This is a genomic window from Anaerolineaceae bacterium oral taxon 439, from assembly GCA_001717545.1.
Taxonomy (GTDB): domain Bacteria; phylum Chloroflexota; class Anaerolineae; order Anaerolineales; family Anaerolineaceae; genus Flexilinea.
Genome location: CP017039.1, coordinates 1,193,926 through 1,216,732 on the forward strand (window position 1 = coordinate 1,193,926; position 22,807 = coordinate 1,216,732).

The 22,807-nt window shown below is 51.5% G+C and carries 22 protein-coding genes, 1 tRNA gene and 1 pseudogene; 19 read left to right on the plus strand and 5 right to left on the minus strand.

The genetic code is table 11. The features are described from left to right. The first annotated feature begins 223 nt into the window (after positions 1 to 223). The 7 genes from BEQ56_05370 to BEQ56_05400 all read left to right on the plus strand — a co-directional run bounded on the left by BEQ56_05370 (position 224) and on the right by BEQ56_05400 (position 7,208). Positions 224 to 1,168, plus strand: a complete 945-nt coding sequence (locus tag BEQ56_05370) for a hypothetical protein (GenBank protein AOH42955.1) — start codon at positions 224 to 226, stop codon at positions 1,166 to 1,168. A gap of 15 nt (positions 1,169 to 1,183) precedes the next feature. Beyond that, entirely contained in the window at positions 1,184 to 2,476 is a 1,293-nt protein-coding gene (locus BEQ56_05375) for a hypothetical protein (GenBank protein ID AOH42956.1), read from the plus strand. A gap of 128 nt (positions 2,477 to 2,604) precedes the next feature. Next, the gene (locus BEQ56_05380) at positions 2,605 to 3,705 is read left to right on the plus strand and encodes a hypothetical protein (protein ID AOH42957.1); all 1,101 of its coding nucleotides are present in this window, start codon (positions 2,605 to 2,607) and stop codon (positions 3,703 to 3,705) included. Positions 3,706 to 3,723: 18 nt separating this feature from the next. Then, the gene (locus BEQ56_05385; protein ID AOH44420.1) at positions 3,724 to 4,608 is read left to right on the plus strand and encodes a hypothetical protein; all 885 of its coding nucleotides are present in this window, start codon (positions 3,724 to 3,726) and stop codon (positions 4,606 to 4,608) included. Positions 4,609 to 4,610: 2 nt separating this feature from the next. After that, complete coding sequence (locus tag BEQ56_05390) at positions 4,611 to 5,405, plus strand: hypothetical protein (protein ID AOH42958.1); 795 nt, start codon at positions 4,611 to 4,613, stop codon at positions 5,403 to 5,405. Between the two features lies 1 nt (position 5,406). Beyond that, complete coding sequence (locus BEQ56_05395) at positions 5,407 to 6,435, plus strand: hypothetical protein (GenBank protein ID AOH42959.1); 1,029 nt, start codon at positions 5,407 to 5,409, stop codon at positions 6,433 to 6,435. Further along, positions 6,432 to 7,208, plus strand: coding sequence for a hypothetical protein (locus tag BEQ56_05400; protein ID AOH42960.1), 777 nt, complete (start codon positions 6,432 to 6,434; stop codon positions 7,206 to 7,208). The genes BEQ56_05395 and BEQ56_05400 overlap by 4 nt, the downstream gene beginning before the upstream one ends. A gap of 40 nt (positions 7,209 to 7,248) precedes the next feature. Here the strand turns inward: BEQ56_05400 and BEQ56_05405 are convergent. The 3 genes from BEQ56_05405 to BEQ56_05415 all read right to left on the minus strand — a co-directional run bounded on the left by BEQ56_05405 (position 7,249) and on the right by BEQ56_05415 (position 9,942). Beyond that, a tRNA-Gly gene (locus BEQ56_05405) sits at positions 7,249 to 7,320 on the minus strand. 362 nt (positions 7,321 to 7,682) lie between these two features. Further along, complete coding sequence (locus BEQ56_05410) at positions 7,683 to 8,333, minus strand: hypothetical protein (GenBank protein AOH44421.1); 651 nt, start codon at positions 8,331 to 8,333, stop codon at positions 7,683 to 7,685. Between the two features lie 82 nt (positions 8,334 to 8,415). Then, the gene (locus tag BEQ56_05415; protein ID AOH42961.1) at positions 8,416 to 9,942 is read right to left on the minus strand and encodes a glutamine-hydrolyzing GMP synthase; all 1,527 of its coding nucleotides are present in this window, start codon (positions 9,940 to 9,942) and stop codon (positions 8,416 to 8,418) included. A 308-nt stretch (positions 9,943 to 10,250) separates the two neighbouring features. Between BEQ56_05415 and BEQ56_05420 the strand changes: the two genes are divergently transcribed. From BEQ56_05420 to BEQ56_05475, 12 genes and pseudogenes are all read left to right on the plus strand, one after another. Then, positions 10,251 to 10,961 (plus strand): hypothetical protein, encoded by a 711-nt coding sequence (locus BEQ56_05420; protein ID AOH42962.1) that lies wholly within the window; start codon positions 10,251 to 10,253, stop codon positions 10,959 to 10,961. A gap of 143 nt (positions 10,962 to 11,104) precedes the next feature. Beyond that, entirely contained in the window at positions 11,105 to 11,872 is a 768-nt protein-coding gene (locus BEQ56_05425) for an alpha/beta hydrolase (GenBank protein AOH42963.1), read from the plus strand. A gap of 367 nt (positions 11,873 to 12,239) precedes the next feature. Then, positions 12,240 to 12,512: a damage-inducible protein J gene (locus BEQ56_05430; protein ID AOH42964.1), complete on the plus strand. Its 273-nt coding sequence runs from the start codon at positions 12,240 to 12,242 to the stop codon at positions 12,510 to 12,512. After that, a pseudogene (locus BEQ56_05435) lies at positions 12,509 to 12,655 on the plus strand (addiction module toxin RelE). The gene BEQ56_05430 and the pseudogene BEQ56_05435 overlap by 4 nt, the downstream one beginning before the upstream one ends. Before the next feature lie 165 nt (positions 12,656 to 12,820). Next, a complete protein-coding gene (locus BEQ56_05440) occupies positions 12,821 to 13,303 on the plus strand; it encodes a diamine acetyltransferase (GenBank protein ID AOH42965.1) in 483 nt (160 codons plus the stop codon). Positions 13,304 to 13,410: 107 nt separating this feature from the next. Further along, a complete protein-coding gene (locus tag BEQ56_05445) occupies positions 13,411 to 14,247 on the plus strand; it encodes a purine-nucleoside phosphorylase (GenBank protein ID AOH42966.1) in 837 nt (278 codons plus the stop codon). A gap of 102 nt (positions 14,248 to 14,349) precedes the next feature. Beyond that, complete coding sequence (locus tag BEQ56_05450) at positions 14,350 to 15,036, plus strand: hypothetical protein (protein AOH42967.1); 687 nt, start codon at positions 14,350 to 14,352, stop codon at positions 15,034 to 15,036. Between the two features lie 38 nt (positions 15,037 to 15,074). Next, positions 15,075 to 15,635 (plus strand): hypothetical protein, encoded by a 561-nt coding sequence (locus BEQ56_05455; GenBank protein AOH42968.1) that lies wholly within the window; start codon positions 15,075 to 15,077, stop codon positions 15,633 to 15,635. A 20-nt stretch (positions 15,636 to 15,655) separates the two neighbouring features. After that, positions 15,656 to 17,605 (plus strand): hypothetical protein, encoded by a 1,950-nt coding sequence (locus tag BEQ56_05460; GenBank protein AOH42969.1) that lies wholly within the window; start codon positions 15,656 to 15,658, stop codon positions 17,603 to 17,605. Further along, positions 17,517 to 19,724, plus strand: a complete 2,208-nt coding sequence (locus BEQ56_05465; GenBank protein ID AOH42970.1) for a hypothetical protein — start codon at positions 17,517 to 17,519, stop codon at positions 19,722 to 19,724. The genes BEQ56_05460 and BEQ56_05465 overlap by 89 nt, the downstream gene beginning before the upstream one ends. A gap of 6 nt (positions 19,725 to 19,730) precedes the next feature. Continuing rightward, positions 19,731 to 20,432 carry a hypothetical protein gene (locus BEQ56_05470; GenBank protein AOH42971.1) on the plus strand — a complete coding sequence of 234 codons (702 nt, stop codon included), beginning with the start codon at positions 19,731 to 19,733 and terminating at the stop codon, positions 20,430 to 20,432. Beyond that, entirely contained in the window at positions 20,429 to 21,247 is an 819-nt protein-coding gene (locus BEQ56_05475) for a prolipoprotein diacylglyceryl transferase (GenBank protein AOH42972.1), read from the plus strand. Before BEQ56_05470 ends, BEQ56_05475 begins: the two co-directional genes overlap by 4 nt. A gap of 67 nt (positions 21,248 to 21,314) precedes the next feature. Here BEQ56_05475 and BEQ56_05480 read toward each other — a convergent pair whose 3' ends face one another. Next, the gene (locus BEQ56_05480; GenBank protein ID AOH42973.1) at positions 21,315 to 22,244 is read right to left on the minus strand and encodes a hypothetical protein; all 930 of its coding nucleotides are present in this window, start codon (positions 22,242 to 22,244) and stop codon (positions 21,315 to 21,317) included. Further along, positions 22,237 to 22,800 (minus strand): signal peptidase II, encoded by a 564-nt coding sequence (locus BEQ56_05485; GenBank protein ID AOH42974.1) that lies wholly within the window; start codon positions 22,798 to 22,800, stop codon positions 22,237 to 22,239. The genes BEQ56_05480 and BEQ56_05485 overlap by 8 nt, the downstream gene beginning before the upstream one ends. Positions 22,801 to 22,807: the final 7 nt, after the last annotated feature.

Sequence of the window (22,807 nt, forward strand, 5' to 3'; positions counted from 1 at the left end):
CTTTGAATATATATGTTACGTCAGAAAGCTTCAAAATCCCAAGTGTGACAATTATCTCTGTTTATTTGGCCGAAAATCCTGTTTATGGAAAAAGCACGTTGAAATGCTTGACATATTTCTCTTTTAGGTTAGAATTCCAACAATAAACAACAATTTGCCATAAAATGCAACGCGTGATGTTTTTATTATGCCACAGGGTATGTTTCAATCATAAAAAGGAGGAATGATGCTTGGTTTTGCTACAGATTATGCAGGCGAGTCGGCTTCGGTCGAAGAGATGTACAGGACGCTTTCGGATATTTCCGAAGCTGGTTTTTCTCATATTCATTGGACGCATGAATGGAGTGGCGACTATACCTATTCCGTTTATGAAATGATCCAGATTCGCGAGTGGATGGACGCGTTAGGGCTTAAATCGAAAGGGCTTCATGCGACGGAGGGCAGCAATCGAAGAAATATTCAAGGGAAATATTCGTACCGTTGGTCGGAACAGGATCGGCGCGATTATACGTCGGAAAATGATTTGAATCGATTGGCCGGGGTGGAATTAATTAAAAATCGGATCGATCTCGCGGCGGTTCTGGGCTCATCCGAAATTGTTCTGCATATGCAGTTGCCATATATGCAATTCGAGAAAAGCGAATCGTTTAAAGAAAAATACTATTCGCAGGTCTGCAAGTCGTTTGATGAGATTGAGGCTTATTCGAAGGCAAGGAAGGTTCGCGTCTGTTTGGAGAACCTGTTGGGGACGCCCAACCGTTATCAGGTTGAACAGTTCGATTTACTCTTTAAACGATACGACGCTGACTTTTTGGGTTTTTGCTTTGATACGGGGCATGGAAATATAACGGGCGATTATTCTTTTGAATTGTTAGAACGGTATCTGGATCGATTGTTCTCGGTGCATCTGTCCGATAACCATGGCCTTCGGTCGCAGGATTGCTGGAATGTCGATAGCGAAATGACAAAATGCGACGAGCATTTGATTCCATTCGAAGGGTCTTTAGATTGGGAGCGCTTTGCCGAGATTGTCGCAAGATCTCCTTATGAAATGCCGATCGTTCTTGAGGTTTCGAATAAAGGACGGGACAATAAAAGCTATTTGGCTGCATGTCTGGAGGCAGGGAACAGAATTACAGAATCTATTCTGTCATTTAGAAAAAACTAAGGAAAAGGAGTCTATATGGGCAATAAGTTAAGTAAGTTGGATTTTTCAAGGAAACAGTTGGTTCAATTTCTACTGATCGTTTCGAATAGTCAATTGGTATACGCGTTTATTGCGATCCGAAGTGTGCTGTATGATCCGTTCCTGGAGGCGTTGGGGGTTAATAATACTCAATTCGGCGTTCTGATGGGCTTCATTGGCTTGATAACCACCTTTGGGAATATCGCGTTTGGATGGGTGCAGGATCGTTTCTCGACAAGGAAGGTGCTGGCGGTCAATTCGTTTGTCTACGGAATCCTGGCTTTATTTGTGGCAATTATGCCTCAGTCTCCTTTTTTCATATTGGCGATCGTATTTGTCGGATTCGGCTTTACCGGCGATGCGCTGTATTGGGCGAGCGTTTTGAAAAGCGTTCGGAACATTGCGCCAGAAACCAAGCAGGCGACGGCATTTGGAATTATGGAATTTATTCGCGGCGGGTGGGAGTTTATTACAAACGCGTTAGCTGTCGCGGTTTATACCTGGCTTGGTTATACGATTTTTGGTATGAAAGTCGCGATGTGTATCAATGCCAGTTTAACAATATTATCAGCATTAACGATATGGTTTTTTGTCCCTGAAGAGAATCTTCTTCAGACAAACGTCAGCAGCGAAAAGACAAGGCTTGCGTTTAAAGGGTTCCTGCAAGTGCTTCGGATGCCCGCTGTTTGGATGACTGGGCTTGCAGCCTCATGCGTATATGCTACATTTGCGGCAGTGAATACATATTTCGTTCCATATCTCAAAAATGTTTATCTTTTGCCGATTGCGTGGGTAAGTATCTTCGGATTGATCAATGGGTCTATTACACGCCTGACCGCCGGACCGGTCGCCGGTTTTATTTCGGATTATGCGTTCAAATCCAGCGCGCATCTGATGAAGATTTGCTATGCGGTTTTAACCATTTTGCTGGCAGTTGCATTATTCCTTCCAAAACAGTCAAGCGTTTTTATTCCGGCTGCGATCGTGCTGATCCTGGTTTCAATAACTTGCTTCCTGATTCGAGGAGTGTATTATTCTCCAATCGGTGAAATGGGTGTCCCAAAGGAAATGGGCGCTGCTGCGATGTCGGTTGCATCGTTTATCGGTTATTCTCCTTCTTTTTGGGCTTATCCGATTTATGGGTCGGTTATCGATAGCTTCCCTTCAGCAAAGGCCTATAGTATAATTTTCATCATCTTGATTGGTTTGGCAATCTTGGGCTTTACTTTGAATTTCTTTCTTGGAAAAAAGATCCTGGAACATCGAGAATCGAATAAAGCTGGCGTTTGATCGAGGCCTGCGCGATCCTTTAGGAGGCAGATAATTATTAATAATATGATTTAAATTATTCGTATGGTCAATTGAGCTGTTCGGCTCAATTGACCATATCTGTGTTTCAGGTGAAAAAGGGGATAAAGATGAAAAAAAGGATTTTTCCGATATGCTTTATGGTTGTATCTTGTTTTCTTATAGGCGCGTGTAAATCGGGCAGGCCAGATTCTCAAGAAGTTGATCTGACTTCCGTTCCGTTGGCGACGATCATCCAAAACGCCCAGGAGGAAGGTATTATCGAGAGTGTTGGGATGCCGTCTAACTGGGCCAATTGGGGCGCAAGTTGGCTTGCGATGGAACGTAAATATGGGATTAATCATAATGATATAGATTTATCTTCTTCTGAGGAATTATCGACGTTTGAGGTTGAAAAGAATAGCCCTACGAAGGATATTGGCGATGTCGGATATTCCTTTGGAAAGATTGCGATTGAAAAAGATCTCGTTCAGCCTTATAAAGCTTCTGTTTGGGAGTCTATTCCTGCTTGGGCGAAAGATCCGCAGGGCCGATGGGTCGTATCCTATACGGGCACGATCTCGTTAATAACCAATACGAAATTGGTGGAAGACGCTCCTCGACAATGGGCAGATATCTTAGACGGCGATTATAAAATCACGCCGGGGGATGTGGTGCGCGGCGCATCCTCGCAAATGGCTGTTCTCAGTGCGGCTTTAGCGTTTGGCGGAAGCCTGGAGAATGTTCAACCTGGAATTGATTTCTTTGTCAATTTAGCGAAAGAAGGGCGGATCGATCCAGGAGAAATTTCGGAAGGCCGGATGGCGAAGGGGGAGGTTGCTGTCGGGCTTCATTTTGATTTCGCTGGGCTCTCCTGGCGTGAATCGATTGGCGAAATCAATCCTGATTTAATAGTCGAAACGCATATTCCTCAGGATGGGGCTGTGCAAAGCGGGTATTGCCTGATTATAAATAAATATGCGCCGCATCCGTACGCTGCTGCTTTAGCTGTAGAGTATATGTTAAGCGACGAGGGTCAAATTGATCGGGCGAATGGTTTTGCGAGGCCAATCCGCTCCGACGTGAAAATACCTGATGAGATTCAGGCGAAATTAATTCCTGACGTAGAGTATCAGAACGTGTATACGAGCTCTGATATCGACGCGATCAATAAAGCATGCAGCGAAATTTCAAGATTGTGGGAAGAAGAGGTTATTCCGAATATGAAATAATCTCCGGAGTAAATGATCATGTTTGGCATACTGCGTCAGGTAAACGAAAAAGGCAGAAGACTGGTTTTCAGATATAAAAGCGCGATTCCGTTTTTTGTGATTGTGCTTTTCTTTGAAGTCATTCCGATCGTGAATATGATTTCGCGTAGCTTTCTGAGCTCAGGAATGCGATTTACGTTGGATAATTACATTCTTATTTTTACTAAAGCCGTTTACCTTGTCGCGATCCGGAACAGTCTTTTCTTGTCGTTTGTCTCTTCATTCTTTGGGCTGATCATTTCTCTCGCGACCGCGCTATCGATTCCATTCTTATCGGATCGACATCAAAAAATTTTTCTGTCGATGCTGAATATGCTTTCAAATTTTGCCGGGTTACCATTGGCTTTTGCGTTTATTATCATCTTAGGGAGTTCTGGGGTGCTAATTCTTACGGCGAAGGCGATAGGATTTTCTTTTCTTGCTGATTTCCGACTTTATACGATACAAGGTCTCGCTATCGTCTATATTTATTTCCAAATACCATTAGGCATTTTGCTGCTATTGCCGGCGATGGACAGTATAAAGAGGGAATGGAAAGAAGCCGCTTACCTCCTGAAAGCCAATTCGTTTCAGTTTTGGCTTCGAGTTGGTGTGCCTGTCTTAATGCCCAGTTTGATCGGAACTTTTTCAACGTTGTTTGCGAATGCGCTTGCGGCTTACGCTACCGCATACTTGTTGGTCGTGACAAACGTTCCGCTGTTGCCAATCCAAATTGCGAGCATGTATGTGGGGGACATGCGGCAGCGGCCTGAATTGGGATCGGCCCTTTCAATTACATTACTTTTGATTATGTTGATTGTGACCGCTCTATCGAACCTATTGACAAGGCGATGTGAAAAGTATCTGATTCGAAAGGACAATTGAGTATGAGAAAAGCTTTAGCGTATATTTGGATACTCATTGTTTCCATCATTCTGATCTGTCCTTTACTTTTGACTTTTGTGTATTCTTTCAGCCAGAGTTGGGATTCAATTTTTCCAGGAAAATTTACACTTCTTTTCTACCAAACCATTTTTAACGATCCAACTTTTATTCCTTCTGTGCTCAGGGGTTTTATTATCAGCTTTATTCCTATATTACTGATGAATATAGCTGTAGTCTTTCCTCTTTATTATTCGATTATTTACAGTTCGGTATTAGAGCGAATCCTGCAAGTTTTATGTATCTTACCCTATTCAGTTCAAGGGGTTATTTTAGCAACATCAATTCTTGGGCTTTATTCAGGCTTTGGTTTATTTCTGTCGAATCGAATTCTTTTGTTAACTCTGGCTTACTGTATTATTATTCTTCCGTATATTTATCAATCAATTCGGAACGCTTTCTACACGGTAAACCTTAAAAGATTAGTAGAGGCTGGAGAAATTTTAGGCGCAACAAAATTGGAAATTTTATTTAAAATCATATTTCCTTCATTAAAACCTGGGTTGCTCATTTCAACGTTGCTGTCAATGGCTCTGATTTTTGGAGATTTTTCAATTATTAAAATCATAGCGGGAAATCAATATCAAACCGCCCAGATGTATTTACATAATACGCGAAATATGCCCAACCAGATTGCGAGCGCAATTGTTGTGATTATGTTTTCGATAACGTTCATAATTTCAAATGCAATATTGGCACTTAGAAAAGACAATCGGGCTTCGATTGGCAGGGGAATGTAGAATGAATTATATCGAAATTGAAGACTTGAAGAAATATTACGGTCAGAATAAGGTGTTGGATGGGATAAACATTTCGGTTCCAGAGGGAAAATTAATTTCCTTCTTAGGCCCTTCTGGTTGTGGAAAGAGTACTTTATTGCGCTGTGTTGCAGGGCTGGAGAAAGTATCCGGCGGAAAAATTTTCCTGGATGGTATAGATATTACTGATGCCGCTATTCAGCAGCGGGATGTCGGCATGGTTTTTCAGCATTACAGCTTATTCCCAAATCTGACAGTTGCAGGAAATATTGGGTTTGGTCTGAAAATAAAACGTGTTGAGACGAGGATTATCGAAAAAGAAGTTGATTATATTCTGGATATGGTTGGATTGCAACATAAAAAAAACCAATATCCTGCTTTTCTTTCTGGCGGTGAACAGCAAAGGGTTGCTTTGGCGCGTGCGTTGATCATGAAGCCAAAGGTCTTGTTGTTGGACGAACCTTTAAGCGCGCTTGACGCGCTTTTGCGACGCACCTTGCAGGCTGAAATCCGCAGGATTCAGCGCCAGCTGCGGATTACGACCCTGTTTGTGACGCATGATCAAAATGAAGCGATGGCGATTAGCGACTTGATTTATTTGGTTAATAGAGGAAGGATTGAACGATTTGGCTCTCCAATTGAAGTGTATATGTCTCCAGAGACTGAGTTCGCGGCCAGATTTATTGGGAGCTATAACTTGCTTTCTTCTGAGGATTTTTTTGATCTGACGCAATGCAGATTGGATGCGCCTTATATTGCTTTCCGTCCTGAAATTATCAGAATTTTGAATTCGGATATGGATCGTTGTTGTTATCATTTCACGGCGGTGGTTAAAGACGTTTCTATTCATGGCAATTTCATTCGATACAAGCTTCTGTCAACAGATATTGAGGTTTTGATGGACAGTTTGTGTGATCTGGATGTATCTTTAGTCGCTGGCGCTTCTTATACGTTTGGACTTCGAAATGAGGATGTATTAAAGATCCAAGGGGAAGGGCAAAATTTAGTATGATGAATTATATTCAAACTGAACGGATTAACGATATCGAACGATTAATTCAGCAGCAAAGCATTATAAAAATTTCAGATCTTGCGAAAAAATTTAATGTATCTTCGGAAACGATTCGGCGTGACCTGAGCGAGCTTGAAAATCGCGGCGTCTTGCGACGCGTTCATGGCGGTGCAGTCAAGATGAATCAGTTGGCTGAAGAGGTTCCGTTTCAATCTCGCCAGGTTATTCATTTGGCGGAAAAAGGTGTTATTGCTTGTGCTGTTGCGGATTTAGTATCCGATGGAGATTCATTAATTCTTGATGTCGGGACAACGGTGCAGGAGGTTGCTAAACGCCTGGTGGAGAAGAGCGATTTATTTGTTGTTACGAATTCTTCTGTTGTTGCAGGAATCTTATCTCCGAATAAAAGTCATAAAATCGTGCTGTTAGGCGGCGAACTTCGTGCAGACGAACTGTCTACGCATGGGCCAATTGCGATCGAGCAGGTCCGGCGCTTTATAGCGAACAAGGCGATTTTAGGGGCTGGCGGCATAACGGAAGAGGCGATTACAGATTTTCATTTTGAACAGGCTCTGCTGCGTCGTGAGATGATTTGCCGAAGTAAGGAAACTGTTTTTGCGATTGATTCGAGTAAATTTGGCGCGACCGCGCTGCATCAAATCTGCAAACCGTCTGAGATAAATTTGATTGTTACGGATCGCGGCGTGAAGGATAACGAGTTCGGGATGAATTTAAGCGCGTTTCCGCTCATGATTGCTGAGGGAAGATCCTGATCGTGCGTCTGTCAAAACAGCCATAATTTAAATAAAAAAGAGCGGGAGACCGGATTCGAACCGGCGCGTGTTAGCTTGGAAGGCTAATGCCTTACCACTTGGCGACTCCCGCTTAAGAACAAATCAGATTATATCAGACTCCGGAAAAATTGCAAAATCAGACAGAAGCGGAAAACGAATTCGCAGATTTCCGCTTAGCCGGCGCAAATGCATTATAATTATTTATCTCACGTACAATCGCATATCCGTTCGCATGAAAGGGGCTCGTCAGCATGAACAAGTTTCCATTTAAGATAGAATCTGAAGCCTTATCCGCCTGTTGCCGCATGTTCGCGCAGCAGCTTCCTTCCTAAACCGAAGCGTTCGCAGAAATTCTCTCCATCGCGGAAAAACTGAGCGCAGGCGAATCGGCCGGCTTGGGTTTTTAAACCAGAAATGCCCCATCGGGCATTCGAATTACAACCTCGATCTTCGCTATTTCTCTCGCTTCGCCTTTCGCGGCAGCGCCAGCAGTATAAAGCAGGATAAAAGCATGCCGCAAACGGCAAAAATTGCGAATTGCGGGGGAAACCACTGCGCAACGGAAACGACGCTTCCCAGTCCTGCCCCAACGAAGAAGACGACCGTAATCAGGAAATATTGCCATGCCTGATCCAGGGCGCTCCGCTCCCGCGTCCGGAGATAGACGCTGAATGCTTCCATCCCGCTGCGGACGTTCCCGATACACATCGTACTCGCGTATGTATAACCGTTAACATTTCGAAATGTCTGAACCTGCATTGCGCAGGAGAACGAGGTCAGAACATTGGCGACCGGGTTAAAAAAATCGCTGACAGGAAGGAGCCCGACGATCGCCAGCAAACAGATTTTGGTTGCGAGAACGATATGGCGCCAGTCGAAGGATCCGTCGGAACGGCTATGGGCGTGGATCTGGTCCGCGACGATAACGCCGAATCCGAACGCAATAATCGGAAAAAGGTAACGGACCGCGCCGCTGAAATCCCCTGTGAAAAAATGGTGCCCCATGAGAACGAAATTCCCGGTCAGCGCGTTCGCGAAAACTTTTCCTCTCACGAAATATGAATACGCATCCTGAAATCCGCCGGCGAGCGTCAGCGGGATCATGACAGCGGTCGTATCCGATCGCGGAAGATGCGGCTGGCTTTTTGTCATTTTCTCGTTGCGTTCATGCGTTCGCTGTCGACCGCTATTCCCACTCGATCGTCGCGGGCGGTTTCCCTGAGATATCGTAAACGACCCGTCCGGCTCCGCTGACTTCGTTCGAAATACGCGCTGAAATTTTCGCAAGAACGCGATGCGGAAGCTGCGCATATTCGGCGGTCATGAAATCGGTCGTATAGATTGCGCGGACGCCGATTACGTAATCATGCGCCCGTTCGTCGCCGACGACGCCGACCGAACGGATCCCAGGGAGGACGGCGAAATACTGATCCGGTTTTTTCTTTAATTTTCCGATTTCTTCCCGGACGATCGCGTCGGATTCGCGAAGGATGCTGAGTTTTTCCCCGGTAATTTCGCCGATGACGCGGACGGCGAGACCGGGGCCTGGGAACGGCTGACGGTCGACGAGGTCGTCGGGCAGCCCGAGGCTTCGGCCGATCGCTCGGACTTCATCTTTAAACAGGCCGCGGAGCGGTTCGATCAGGCCTTCGAATCCGATATTTTTGGGGAGACCGCCGACGTTATGATGGCTCTTGATTGTCGCGGCGCTTGCGTCCCCCGATTCGATAACGTCAGGGTAGATCGTTCCCTGCGCGAGGAAGGGGATCTTTCCGAGTTCTTTCGCTGCGTCTTCGAAGACGCGAATAAACGTTTCGCCGATCGTTTTGCGTTTGCGTTCGGGATCGCTGACGCCGGAGAGCGCGTTCAGGAAACGGTCCTGCGCGTTGATCCGGACGAAGTCGATATCGCGTTTCGTGAAAACGGCCTCGATTTCGTCGCCCTCGTTTTTCCGCATGAGGCCATGATCCACGAAGACGCAGGTCAGCTTATTCGGTAGGGCTTTCGCGATCAGCGCGGCGCAGACCGACGAATCGACGCCGCCGGACAGCGCTAAAAGGACGCGGTTTCCGCCGACGCGGGCGCGGATTTCGGAAATCGCGCTATCGATAACGTCGTCCGTATTATAGTCGCCCGTCAGTTCGCAGACGTCGAACAGGAAGTTTCGAAAGATTTCCGTACCGTGCTGCGAATGCTTGACCTCAGGATGGAACTGGACGCCGTAAAGCTTCCGGCGATCGTCGGCGATCGCGGCGATTGGGCAGCGGCTGGTCGCGGCGGTTACGCTGAATCCGTCGGGAGCGGCGGTCACGGCGTCAAAATGGCTCATCAGCGTCTTCATTCTCGCCGGCATGTTCCGGAAGAGGGTTGATTCAGTCAGCGACGCCATGGCAATCCCGTATTCGCCGCCTTTTTTAGCCGGTTCGACTTTTCCGCCGAGAACGCAGCTCATGAGCTGCATCCCGTAGCAGATCCCCAGTACCGGGATCCCAAGCTCGAATATTTCGCGGCTCGTCGTCGGCGATCCGTCTTTATAAACGCTTTTCGGTCCGCCCGTCAGCACGATCCCGCGCGGAGCGATCGCCCTGATTTCCGCCGCGGTCAGGCTCCCCGGCCTGATCATTGCGTAAACGCCCAGCTTACGAATCTGCGACGCGATGAGTTCCTTGTACTGCCCGCCGAAATCGAGAACTAAAACCGTTTGATTCTTCATTCTTCGCCCTCCATGCTGATTATTGATTTTACCCGATCGGCGCGCTGAGGAAAAATCTTCCGTTCTATATCCGGTTTTTCAGAAACCGTCAAGAAAACGCACTTCAAAATTACGAATTTCCGCGTGATATTTCCATGATTTCCGGCCTGTTTTGCCGCGCCGGATGGCCCTGGTTTTATGACGCCGGGTATGACGGAAAGAATCTTGTTTCATCCGGCATGATTCCGTAAAATTTTAATCGGGCTTTGAAACGTTTGATGGAGATTCAATTCAAAGGAGAAAAAAAGATGAAGAAAAGTCTAAGTTTGTTGTTCAGCGTCCTGTTTATTTTGGTTTTCGCCGCCGGCGTCAGCGCGCAGACCGCGGTTCCCGGCTATGACGTCGTTCTTCGCGCGGAAGCGCCGGAAATCGACGGCGATCTTTCCGACGCGGTTTGGGCGGAGGTCCCAGTCCTTAACGGCGCGTTCCGTTTTCCATGGGAAGCGGTCGAGGCCCCGGCTACGACTTTCAGGTCATTCAGCGACGGTGAAAAGCTGTATTTCATGTTCTCTGTAACCGACGGAGCGGTTTTGGCCGAAGACGAATGGTCGGGAGAATCAACGGTCGACGACGAGGATCGGGTTGAACTGTTCTTCGCGGCGGGGCCGGTCGATTTACCCGTCGATTATGAGCTTCCGCTGTATTACTGTATCGAAGTCGATCCAAAGGGAAGGACGCATGACTATTCCGTCAAATATTACCGTGATTTCGACAGCGAATGGAGCATGGCCGGGTTGGAAACGGCCGCGGCGCTGACTGAAACCGGATATTCCGTCGAGGGGGCGGTTCCGCTGACGACGTTCGCCGGTCTGGACCTGATCGACGAGATGGGGACGATGAAGGTCGGCGTTTTTCGCGCTGAATTTACGAAGCCGGCGGACGAAATCGTTATGCAGTGGATCTCATGGGTTGATCCGAAGACGCCGGTTCCGGATTTTCATGTCGACAGCGCGTTCGGCGAATTCCGATTTCTGAAATGATTGAACCTGGGTCTTGAAACCGTACGGGCCCGGAAGCGCGACCGCTGTAAACGCGGCCGCGCTTTTTTCAATGCCGCAGCGGCAAAGGATAAAATAAACACGGCAGGTTGGTTTGTCAGAGTTTACGCGAGCGTGGAGAAAAAATGACGATTCATGAGTTTGGGGAGGAAAATAAGGAGCTCCTTGTTTTGTTCCACCCGCTCGGCGTGCGGTGGGATGTTTTCAATTATGTGACGCCGATCTTGAAAAAAGACTATCATCTCGTTATTCCTGCAATGCCCGGCTTTGATCCGGATGCGCCGAAGACAGATTTTACAAGTGTGGAGCAGATTGCCGACGAAATGGCTGTATGGCTGATCGATCATGGTTTCGGAAGGATTAAATGTCTTTACGGCTGTTCTATGGGCGGAGGTATCGTGGCGCGGATGCTGGCGGTTGGAAAGGTCGACGCTGACTGCGCTGTGATGGACGGAGGCATGACTCCGTATCCGTTCTGGAAGCCGCTGACCTACCTCGTTGGCGTTCGTGATTTTGTAATGATGGAGATTGGCAGGCATATGAGCGTCAAGGCGCTGCGGAGCATGTTCGACCTTGAAAAATACACGGACGACGATCTCAAATATATCAGGGAGGCCATGCACAGCATGAGCGCGAAAACGATCTGGCGCTCGTTTTACTCCTGCAATAATTACTCGATGTCGGAGCCTGTTCCGCCCGTCAGCTGCAGGATAGCATATTGGTACGGCTCTGACGAGAAAAAGTCGCGGGGATGGGACATCGCCTATATCCGAAAAGCGTTTCCCAATGCGAGGATCGTCGAAAACGCAGGGCTGGATCATGCGGAGTTTTTTACGCTGCATCCGAAGGAGTTTTGCGAAAAACTGATTGCATGGATCCGTTTATCTGCATGAGACAAAGGACGATAACTACAACCTATGGCGATTGATGACAGGAAAAGATTTTCAAAATAAGAGATACGGTAAGCAAGCGGTTGAAAAAGCATTGGCATACATCAGGACATTTCCCTGCGGAAAAGCGAAGTGCTGCTGGCTGTCTTACGAGCGTGAAAACGCGGCGGCGGGGCATTGATATGCGTCCTTTGGCTTTAGGGAAACCTGGGATAAAGACGGCGAAGAAATCATAGCGGTTCTCGAACTGTAAAGCGAACGTTCGCTTCAAGAAGACGCTAACCATATCCTGGCCGTGCAGTATAATGACGAAGTGTTGATATTAAACGAATAATCGTGTATGCTGCTATCAGAAACGGAGGCATATGCAATGGCTACCACGAACTTGAATATCAGAACAGATAAGGACGTTAAGGAACAGGCTGATCGGATTTTTTCCGAACTGGGGCTGAATATGACCACTGCTATCAACATGTTTCTCAGAACAGCCATCCGTGAAAATGGGATTCCCTTCTCACTGAAGCTGGACACGCCAAATGAGGTGACGGCAGCTGCCATCGAGGAAGGCAGACGCATCGCTTATGACAGCAGCGTAAAGGGCTATACCAATATGGATGACCTCAAGGCGGCGCTGGAAGCATGAAATACGAAGTCAAATTCACAAATCAGTTTAAGAAAGACCTGAAGTTGGCAAGGAAGCAGAACAGGGATCTGGATAAGCTGTTTGCCGCGGTAAATATACTTGCGGGCGGCGGCACGCTGGATGCAAAATACCGCGATCATGACAAAAAAGGTATTACCAACCCTGACTACTGCGTTTTGAAGCTTACAGCAATAAGTGGTAGATATTATTACGATTTAAAAAATAGAAAATTTTACCGTTGAATAAGATAACTCCCGGTTTGCAGAACTAATAAAAATGGGTAAATTTAACTTTTCAGGAGAGGGGAAATGGTCCGTTTAAAAAAAGCAGACGGAAAGAATGTCTGGGATATTCTGAAATTAGAAATAAAAGACAGCCAGAGAGGCTTTGTAGCTAAAAATGAAACCAGTATCATTCAAGCCTGGATCGCTGATCATGCGAACGGTACGGCGCTGCCGTTCGGTATTTATGACGATGAATTGCTGGTGGGATTTTTGATGATCGGTTTTGATAAAGATGATTATTGGGTCGACGCGCCGGCGATTGCGAGCAATAACTACAATCTATGGCGATTTATGATAGGAAAAGAATTCCAGAACCGGGGATACGGTAAGCAAGCGGTTGAAAAAGCATTGGCATACATCAGGACATTCCCCTGCGGAAAAGCGAAGTACTGCTGGCTGTCTTACGAGCCTGAAAACGCGGCGGCAAGGCATTTATATGCGTCCTTTGGCTTCAAGGAAACCGGGGATAAAGACGGCGAAGAAATCATAGCGGTTCTCGAACTGTAAAGCGAACGTTCGCTTCAAGAAGACAATCGCCCGCTGCTTGAGAGTTCTTTGCGGGATTGTGTTCTATTTCCTGTATAATAAGAAGAAACGCAGGCAAGGAGCAAAACATGATCAAACAGATTAACGCAGCGGCGTATCACGAAGCGGCGCGGGAAATTCAGAAGCGGATTCAAATCCAACCGGAGATTGGGCTGGTTCTGGGCTCCGGACTGGGCCCGTTGGCCGACGAGGTTGAAAATCCGGTCGTGATCGAAACGGCGTCGATTCCGGGTTGGCCGCGGTCGACGGTCCAGGGTCATTCCGGCAGGCTTGTCGTCGGGACCTGGGCGGGGCGGAGCGTTCTCGTTCAGCAGGGCCGGGTCCATTTTTACGAGGGATACGAACCGAGCGATCTGATTTTTGCGGTACGCGTCATGCGGCTCCTGGGGGTTCGGTCGCTCGTCGTTACCAACGCGGCCGGCGGGATCAATCCGAAGTTTAAAGCTGGCGACGTCATGATGATCACGGATCAGATCAGCTTTGCTGCGATGAGCGGGTTTCATCCGCTGCGGGGAAGGAATCTCGATGAATTCGGGACCCGTTTCCCGGACATGTCGCAGGCGTACGATCGCGAATATCAGGCGCTCGTCCGTCAGGCGGCGGAAAAAGTCGGCGTTACGGTTCAGGAAGGCGTTTATACCTGGCTTTCCGGGCCTTCCTTCGAGACGCCGGCGGAAGTTCGCTTTCTGGGTGCGATGGGAACGGACGCGGTCGGCATGTCGACAGTTCCGGAGGTTATCGCCGCGAATCATTGCGGAATGCGCGTGTTGGGGTTTTCGGGGATTACGAACGCCTGTACGCATGACGGTGAAGCGAAAACGACGCATCAGGAGGTTCTCGAAGCCGCCGGTATAATCGGCCCGAAAATTATCCGGATCTTAAAGGAAGTTCTTCCGAGCCTCTAAAGGCTTTGGACGGCGGCGCGGCGCGGAACCGGCGGAAAACGGGCTGGTCCGTTTGATGACGCGCGGATGTTTTCAGAGCGGTTGGCGGGATGAAGGCGGAGAATGGATTCTCTTTTTATTTTTCTGGTCCGTTATCAGACCTGGATTTACGTAATCCTGGGGTTGATTCTGGCGATCTATCTGAAAAAGCTGCTGGCCGCGACGCAGGACTGGAACGCGACGATTTTCGGTCTGGAACGCGATTATGCGCAGAAAAAGCTGAATACCGCGCTGGTCATGGTCGTCGTCACCGGGCTGCTCTTAGCGGCGGAATTCGTGTCTGTGAATTACCTGATTTCCGATTTGCCGGCGTTCGATCCGCTGACGGGCGCGGCGCTGACGACGGCGGAAGTTGATGTGGAAATCGTCAGCGAAGCGCAGCGCTCCGGCGCGGAAGATATTCAGGGCGGTTTGGGCGGGTTTGCCGGCGGCTGCCAGGCGGGCGTTTTAGAATGGATTTCGCCGAGCCCGTCGGAGGTCGTCAGCGGCCTCTACACGCTGAAAGCGACGGTTAACGTTCCGGAGATGGGTTTTTTCCGCTATGATTACGCGCCGATTAATGATCCGTCGCGCTGGAACGCGATTTCGGCGGGGAACCTCCCCGTGATCGAAGGGACGCTGGGACCGCTGGCGACGACCGAGATCGAAAACGGCGATTATATCCTGCGGCTCGAAGTCCTGAGCAAGACGAATGAAGCGTGGGCGCCCTGCGACGTGTCGATTCGGATCATGAATGAAACGGAGGAATAGCCGTCCTCGATCGGAACGCGGTTGGGACTCTGCCGGAGATGGCGGCGATGCGTATGGAAAGTGAAACTGTAGTCGTTCGTCCGGCGGCAATGGCCGACGGGATCATTTTAGCTCGGGTCGTTTTAGACTTCGAAAGCGAGTTCGTTTTCAAGGCGCGGATCGAGGAGGGATTGGAAGAAATCATTGCGGAGTTTCAGAAGGTCAGGCTGCCGAGGCGGGACCGGATCGCGTTTCAGTCTGTTGCGCCCGAAGTCCTTGAAGCCTATGTCCGCCGGAACGACGTTCTGGTCGCAACGATCGACAATCGGATTGTCGGGTATCTTTGCCTGGACGCCGACGCTGGATTGAGCTGCCTGCGGCTTTGTCAGGGCGGGGTCCAGCCGGACCAGCGGCGAAAAGGCGTCGGAAGCGCGTTGGCCGCGTCGGCGGAGATGATCGCGAAGAAGCGAGGACTTCGGCGGATAACCGTCGCGATCCAGGCGAAAAACGAACCCGCGATCGCGTTTATCCGGAAACAGGGGTACGTTCCCGGCGGATACGAGGAGTTTTATTTTCCGAACCTTGAAATCGCGCTTTTTTATTCGAAGATGATTCGGTGAGGGGCGGATTCGGGTGAATTATGGAAAATTATTCGGTCTGGTTGGTTCCGGTCCTGCGGACGATCAGCGAGGCGCTGATCGCCGGCGTGGCGATTTCCTGTTTTTCCGTCTTTTTATTCCTTCTTGGATATTTAAGGAAGGAGGTTTTAGCCCGCGTTTTTACGGTCATTTTAGCGCTGCTGGCGGGGATTTTTACCGCGGATGCGTTTAGTCTGACGACGGATTCGATCGCGTTTTTTTCCGTCATGCAGCTGGCGCAATGGAGCGGTTTCTTCCTTGTATACGCTGGTTTTTTTCATTTTTCGCTGACAATTTTAGCGATGACCGGGGCGAAGCTGCGCCGCGCCCGGAGGCTCGCGACGATCGGCGCGTACTTATCGGCGGCTTTTCTGGTTTATTTGCTGCTGGACGGGCGAATTTTTGTCAATCCGAAGCTTTTCGCTTCGGGAGGTACGATTACCGGTTTTGCCGATTTTCAGCCGTGGATCTGGGTTTGGACCGGGCTGATCCTGATCGGCTGTATAACGATCCTGATTCTCGCGATCAGCCGGACAAAAACGAAGACGAGCCGGCGCCGGATGCGGTACCTGCTGATCAGTTCGATTATCGTTCAGCTCAGTACGACGCTTTCCGTTTTTGCCGGTTTCCGTTTTAAGATTTCGGCGCTCTGGTGGTATTGGCCGCTCAGCGTTTTCGCGTATCTCGGGCTGCTGTCGATGATCTTCCTGCTGGCGTATGCGGTGGTGACGTTCTGCGTAACCTGGTCGCACCGCGTCGTCCGGCTCCGCCTGATTGAATGGGTCCTGCGCGGCCCGGTGACGGCGAGCGTGACGCTGATCCTGGTGACGTTGGTCCGGCGGACGGCGAAGGTCCTGGCGATTAATTCGGAGGGCTGGACGTCGCTCCTGACGGTCCTTTCGATTTTACTGCTGCAATACCTGATTACGGTCCTGACGCCGCTGATGCGCCGGAATAATTATTCCGGCTATGGGCGCGAGGATTATGAAATGCTGTCCGAGCTGGAAAACATGATGATTTTCCGCGCTGAAATGGAAACGTATCTCGAATCGCTGTGCTCTGTGATCTGCGACAAGCTTCAGGTATCGGGAGCGTTCGTCGTCGCCGGCGGCGTCTCCGGCCAGCCGGAATCGATTATCACGGCGGGCCTGATTTCCAATGAGCAGCGGAAAGCGATTCACGCGTACGCGTCCGAGCGGATGGCGGTGTCGTCGGAACTCGAATCGGATACCGTTTCGTACGCGAACGGATTCGCTTACCTCCCGATCGAATATCCGATCGCTGGAAACGACGATCCGTATTTCCTGGCGCTGATCGGGGCCGCGGTTTCGAATGGGTCGCATGATCCGTCGATTCAGGAGGTTTTGCTGTCGGCGGCGGTCGACTGCGCTCAGGTTCTTTGGCAGCGGCGTTATTACGCGCGGACGGTTCGGACGCTCGAAGGAATTTCGGAAAACGAACTGAACCAGCGCTACCGAACGGTCAGCCTGCTGAATCCGGAGGCAGGATTCGGACGGGGGGACCCGCCGCTTCCGTCGGACGTGTCGCTATGGGTCCGCGACGCGCTGACGCACTATTGGGGCGGACCGCGGCTTTCCGAAAGTCCGCTCTTAAGTTGGCGAATCGTCGAGAGCGAGACCGGCGAATCGGACGGGAATCGAATTAACGCGCTGCGAAAGGTGCTTCGGGACGCGATCGAGAAGACACGTCCGGACGGCGAGCCGAGTATTTCGCTGGAATGGACGCTGTATAATATTCTGGTATTGAAGTTTATCGAAGGCCGGAAGGTCAAGGAAATCGTTCGCAGGCTGGCGATGTCTGAGGCGGATTTTTACCGGAAACAGAAGGTCGCGATCGAAGAGGTTGCGAAGCTTCTCAGCGCCGCGGAAAACGAAGCGCGCGATTCGGCGGTTCAGGGCGCGGCTGAGACGGATGAAAGTTCGGACGGCTGACGACGGGCCGCCGGAGCGGTCGAGCAGCCGTCCGCTGATCCTGACGATTTCTCTGGCGTTCCTGACGATTTTCAGCGCAGTCGCTTTTTCCGGCGCGGCAGGCGGGACGATTCTCCTTCCGATTCAGCGATTTTTCCTGAACTGGCTGGGGGCGGGACGTTACGTGTTTACGCTGCTGCTGCTGGGAATGACGCTGAGTTCCTTCTGGACGGTGCTGCGAAAGCCGCCGCTGACCGTCACCGCGTGGCAGTGCGTCGGTTTCCTTCTGTTCTTTTTCGCGCTGCTGACGTTCCTGGCGGCGGAAAAAGGCGAGCCGGGTGGTCGGCTGGGCTGTTTATTGCACGAGGTGCTTCGTCGGCGTCTCGGAGAGGCCGGCGAAATGGTAGGATTAATAGTTGGGGCGCTGGCTGCCGCGGCGCTGATCGGGAAGCTGAGCGCGCGTCCTTTTTTTGCGCGGGCGATCGCGGCGGCGCGGAAAAAGGCCATGCGGCGTTCCGTCGTTCCGGAAGCGATCTGCGAACCCGAACCGTGGGAGACGACGGCGGAAGAGAGCGTCGGACGATCGGCGCAGGAGCTTCCCACGCCGGTTCGCGAAACGGATAAGGAGTCGGAAGAAGATTTGGAAGCGAAGAGATATCGGAATAAATATCCGCCGATGAACCTGCTCGAACCGGAAATGGGGTTTATTAACCGGGAGATCGACGTTACCGACACGGTTCAGGCGATTATGACGGCGATGGAGGAATTGGAAACGCCGGTGGAAATCGTGTCGCACTGCGTCGGCCCGGCGATTATTCAATATCAGGTGCGCCCCAGTTCCAGGCGCGGCCCAGGCCCGGAAAGCGCTTCGAGGCGGATTAAGGTTGGGGACGTTGCGAAGGTCGAGCGCGATCTGGCGGTCCAGCTTGGCGTCACGAATTTGGCGATTCAGGCGCCGGTTCCTGGAAAATCGTATATCGGGATCGATTTGCCGAATCCGGCGGCGCTGACGGTTCGGCTGCGTCCGCTGATGGAAAGCCGAACGTTCCGGGAAATGAAGTCGAAGCTGAGGATCGCGCTCGGGCGCGATATTACGGGAAAGCCGGTCGTTGTCGACCTGGAGCAGATGCCGCACCTGCTGATTGCGGGAACGACGAACTCAGGTAAATCGATCTGCATGCGTTCGATCGCGCTTTGTCTGCTGATGAATAATTCGCCGGAGGACCTGCGCGTGATCATGATCGATCCGAAGCGGGTCGAGCTTTTCCGATTTAACGGCGTTCCGCACTTGTACGGCAACGTTGAGACAGAGTTCGAACGGTCGCTCGCGGTTTTGAACTGGGCGGTTTTCGAAATGAACGAGCGATACAAGCTTTTCGAGAACGAGGGAAACGGCGTCAACAAGATTGAAGCGCATAATCAGTTAGCGCTGTCGCGCGGCGAAAAGCCGATGGCCCGGATCGTTATTTTTATCGATGAGGTCGCGGAAATTATGAACGGGCCGGATAAATCGGGCGTGGAGGCGATCGATAAGCTGGCGTCGCTTTCCCGCGCGACCGGGATCCACCTGATCCTCGCGACGCAGCGCCCGGATACGTCGGTGATTACCGGGGTTATCAAGAATAATATTCCGGCGCGGATTGCGTTGAACGTTGCGTCCGGGATCGATTCGCGCGTGATCATGGGGAAACAGGGCGCGGAGAAGCTGTTGGGGCGCGGGGATATGTACCTGGTTCAGCCCAGCCAGCATACGCCGCTGCGGATCCAGGGGCCGATGCTGATGGACAGCGAGATCGACGCGGTCGTTAATTTCTGGCGCAGGCTTGCGCCTCCGCCGGAGAACGCAGACGAAATGGGCGCGCCCTGGGAGACGATCATCGCGCAGCAGGAGGACGAGGAGCTTCATGATAAGGTTTTCCGCGACGCGGTTAAAGCCGTCTGTACGACGGGGCGGGCGACGACGAATTTTTTGCAGACGAAGTTCAGGATCAGCTTCCCGCGCGCGAAACGGATTTTATCGCGGATGGAAGATTTAGGGATTGTCGGCCCGTCGCAGGCGGGCGGTAAACCGCGCGAGGTCCTTTGGTCGCCGGACGAAGCGGATCGTTTAGAGGAGAAAATTGGCGTAACGGAGGAATAAAAACGAATGAACGAGACGTATACGACTTTTACGGATAAAATGCGCAAGGCGTTCCGGGCGTTTGGCGAAACCTGTTCGAGGTATCTGCTGGGAATTGGGTTGACGGCGAACGCTGTGACGCTGATCGGCTGCCTGGGGCACGTTTTAGCGGCGGTCGCGATCGCCGGGGGCCATTTTACGTTGGCGGGGCTGCTTCTGATTTTCTTCGCCGTGACCGATTTCTTCGATGGGACGATGTCGCGGATGCAAACCGGCGGGAAGGGGACGGCGTTCGGCGCGGTCCTGGATTCGACGACCGACCGATACGCCGAGTTTATCGTCTTCGCCGGATTTATTTATTATTACGCTGTACGAAACGAATTCTTTACGATGACGGTCGCGTACCTGGCGATTATGGGATCGATCCTTGTATCTTACACGCGCGCAAAGGGCGAGATCGCGGGGTTGAACATGAAGCTGGGGCTGATGTCGCGGTTGGAGCGGTATTTGTTCCTGGTTCCGTGTCTCCTGATTGGGATTCCCGTGATCGCGGTCTGGGCGATCGCGATCGGGTCGCAGTTTACCGCGATTCAGCGGCTCCTGTACATGCGGCGGCAGCTTCAGCCGGACGTTCGTCCGGCTGAACGGGCGGCGGAGCCTGAGGCGGACAGGCCGGATCCGGACGATTCGAACGATTCGGATCAGGGCGGCGGGACGGAAGCGGCATGACAGTCACTTCGCAGGCAATTCAGGTCGGATCGCTCGTTATCCGGTTTTACAGTTTGACGATGATTGCCGGGATCCTGCTGGGGACGCAGCTGTTTTCGCGATTCGGGCGGGAAAAAGGGATCGCGCCGGAAACGGCCTGGGACAGCCTGATCTGGTTTTTTATTGGCGGAATGATCGGGGCCCGACTGTGGCATGTCGTTTTTCCGTCGGCGTCGTCCGGCTTGTCGTTCGGGTATTACCTGCGCCAACCGTGGCTGATCCTGGCGGTTTGGAACGGCGGGCTGGGAATTCCGGGTACGATTATCGGCGGGGCGATGGCGATGGCGCTGTTCTGCCGCCGGTACGGGTTCCGGGCCGCGGCCTTTTTTGACGCGGCGGCGCCGGGACTGGCGCTGGGTCAGGCGGTTGGACGGTTGGGGAATTATTTCAATCAGGAATTATACGGCGCGCCTTCGGATTTGCCCTGGGCGATAACGATCGATCCGCCGTTCCGGCTCGCCCGATACGCCGGCGTTTCACGATACCATCCGCTTTTTGCGTATGAAATGATCCTGAGCCTGATCAACGTTGTCGTTCTGATCTGGGCGGATCGGAAATTCCGGAACCGCCTCAATCCGGGGGATACGTTTGCGCTTTACCTGATTTTGTATCCGGTTGAGCGCTTCGTGCTCGAATTCCTTCGGCTTGATTTCGTGTCGCTCGGCGGTTTGAACTGGAACCAGACGGTTATGGGCGTAACGGCGCTGGCGGCCGCCGGGTACCTGATCGTGACGCATTTCATTCTCCGCAGCGAAGGGCTTTCCGCGGCGCGATAAGCAGGGACTTCGCGTAGAGATACGCAGCTGTCTGTATTCCTACGTCCTGCCTTCGGACCGGGCGGCTTTATTTGATACGCTCCGGTTCGAGCTCTTTCAGCGCGTTCGCGAGCTCGTCCGGAAGCGGCGCTTCGAAGGTTGAGGCCTGCGCCTGTCCCGGGAGCGTGATCCTGACTTTGTACGCGTGAAGGAAATGGCGTCCGAGCGGGATCGATTGTTTCCGATAGCCGTAGAGGTTGTCGGCGACAATCGGACATTTCAGAAAGGCGAAATGGACGCGGAGCTGGTGCGTCCGGCCGGTCAGCAGCCTGGCTTCCAGGAGCGTATGACGCCTGTATTCGGTTTTCGTAAAATATTCGGTTACGGCGGCGCGGCCCTGATCGGCGGGCAGGATCGCCATCATCTGGCGGCGTTTCGGGTCGCGGCCGATTGGGGCTTCGATCCGTCCGTCAGGGGTCGGCGGCCTGCCGTCGACGAGCGCCAGGTAGCGTTTATCGATTTCGCGCGATTTGAATTGCGACTGGAGAAAAATCAGCGATTTTTCGTTCTTGGCCAGGATCAGGATCCCGGAGGTGTCGCGGTCGAGCCGGTGCACGACGCCGGGACGGATCTCTCCGCCGAAGCTTTGTAAATCCTTGCAGTGCGCAAGGACAGCATGTACGATCGTCCCGCTTTCATGGCCGAAGGAAGGATGAACGACGACGCCGGCGGGTTTATTCAGGATAATCGTGTTCTCGTCTTCGTAGAGGATATCGAGCTCGCGCTCTTCCGGAATCAGCGCGGACGGCCGCTCTTCGGGAAGCGTCAGCTCGACGCTGTCGTTCGAGCCGAGCCAGAGGCCGCCTTTGACGGCGGGGCTGCCGTTGACCGAGACGCGGCCTTCTTTAATATATTGAAGGATCCGCGAGCGCGACGCGTCGCTGAATTCGGCGGATAAAAACCGGTCCAATCGGATCGGATCGGTCCCATCATACGTGATCTGGAACGGTTTATTCATGGGTTTTGTCTGCCGCTGACGCAGCGTTAAAGTTTTTATTGAATGCGTCGCCGGACTCAGATGGCTGAGCCTTTTTCACGGCGGCCAGATCGCTTTTCCAGAGCGTTATCAACAGGATCCCAGCGCCAATGACAACCGCGCAGTCGGCCAGATTGAAAACCGGGTATTTCCAGATCCAGATAAAATCGACGACATATCCGATTTCAGGGTTCAGCCGATCTATCAGGTTCCCGATCGCTCCGCCGAGCTGAAGCCCGATCGCGATTGCGAAGGAAAAAGATCCGTTCAGGATCGGTTTATAGAAAAGGACGATCAGCGCGAGAAAGACTAACCCGGCGAAGGGCATTATCCAGCCAACGCCGGGGAACAGCCCGAAGGCAACGCCGGTATTTTTCCAATGGACGATCTGGAAATAATCGCCGAGGGCTTCGATCGGGGTCCAGGTCTCGCGAATCGCGAGCGCGTTCCGGACCGTGAATTTAGAGGCCTGGTCGATGACGATGACGATAGCGGCGATGGCGCCGATTCCCAGCAGGCGTTTCAGCGGTAATTTCAAGTGTGAC

Bases quoted from the DNA above. Each gene is read 5' to 3' on its own strand.
- BEQ56_05370 (AOH42955.1), top strand. From the start codon at position 224: ATGATGCTTGGTTTTGCTACAGATTATGCAGGCGAGTCGGCTTCGGTC.
- BEQ56_05375 (AOH42956.1), top strand. From the start codon at position 1,184: ATGGGCAATAAGTTAAGTAAGTTGGATTTTTCAAGGAAACAGTTGGTT.
- BEQ56_05380 (AOH42957.1), top strand. From the start codon at position 2,605: ATGAAAAAAAGGATTTTTCCGATATGCTTTATGGTTGTATCTTGTTTT.
- BEQ56_05385 (AOH44420.1), top strand. From the start codon at position 3,724: ATGTTTGGCATACTGCGTCAGGTAAACGAAAAAGGCAGAAGACTGGTT.
- BEQ56_05390 (AOH42958.1), top strand. From the start codon at position 4,611: ATGAGAAAAGCTTTAGCGTATATTTGGATACTCATTGTTTCCATCATT.
- BEQ56_05395 (AOH42959.1), top strand. From the start codon at position 5,407: ATGAATTATATCGAAATTGAAGACTTGAAGAAATATTACGGTCAGAAT.
- BEQ56_05400 (AOH42960.1), top strand. From the start codon at position 6,432: ATGATGAATTATATTCAAACTGAACGGATTAACGATATCGAACGATTA.
- BEQ56_05410 (AOH44421.1), bottom strand. From the start codon at position 8,333: ATGATCCCGCTGACGCTCGCCGGCGGATTTCAGGATGCGTATTCATAT.
- BEQ56_05415 (AOH42961.1), bottom strand. From the start codon at position 9,942: ATGAAGAATCAAACGGTTTTAGTTCTCGATTTCGGCGGGCAGTACAAG.
- BEQ56_05425 (AOH42963.1), top strand. From the start codon at position 11,105: ATGACGATTCATGAGTTTGGGGAGGAAAATAAGGAGCTCCTTGTTTTG.
- BEQ56_05430 (AOH42964.1), top strand. From the start codon at position 12,240: ATGGCTACCACGAACTTGAATATCAGAACAGATAAGGACGTTAAGGAA.
- BEQ56_05440 (AOH42965.1), top strand. From the start codon at position 12,821: ATGGTCCGTTTAAAAAAAGCAGACGGAAAGAATGTCTGGGATATTCTG.
- BEQ56_05445 (AOH42966.1), top strand. From the start codon at position 13,411: ATGATCAAACAGATTAACGCAGCGGCGTATCACGAAGCGGCGCGGGAA.
- BEQ56_05450 (AOH42967.1), top strand. From the start codon at position 14,350: ATGGATTCTCTTTTTATTTTTCTGGTCCGTTATCAGACCTGGATTTAC.
- BEQ56_05455 (AOH42968.1), top strand. From the start codon at position 15,075: ATGGCGGCGATGCGTATGGAAAGTGAAACTGTAGTCGTTCGTCCGGCG.
- BEQ56_05460 (AOH42969.1), top strand. From the start codon at position 15,656: ATGGAAAATTATTCGGTCTGGTTGGTTCCGGTCCTGCGGACGATCAGC.
- BEQ56_05470 (AOH42971.1), top strand. From the start codon at position 19,731: ATGAACGAGACGTATACGACTTTTACGGATAAAATGCGCAAGGCGTTC.
- BEQ56_05475 (AOH42972.1), top strand. From the start codon at position 20,429: ATGACAGTCACTTCGCAGGCAATTCAGGTCGGATCGCTCGTTATCCGG.
- BEQ56_05480 (AOH42973.1), bottom strand. From the start codon at position 22,244: ATGAATAAACCGTTCCAGATCACGTATGATGGGACCGATCCGATCCGA.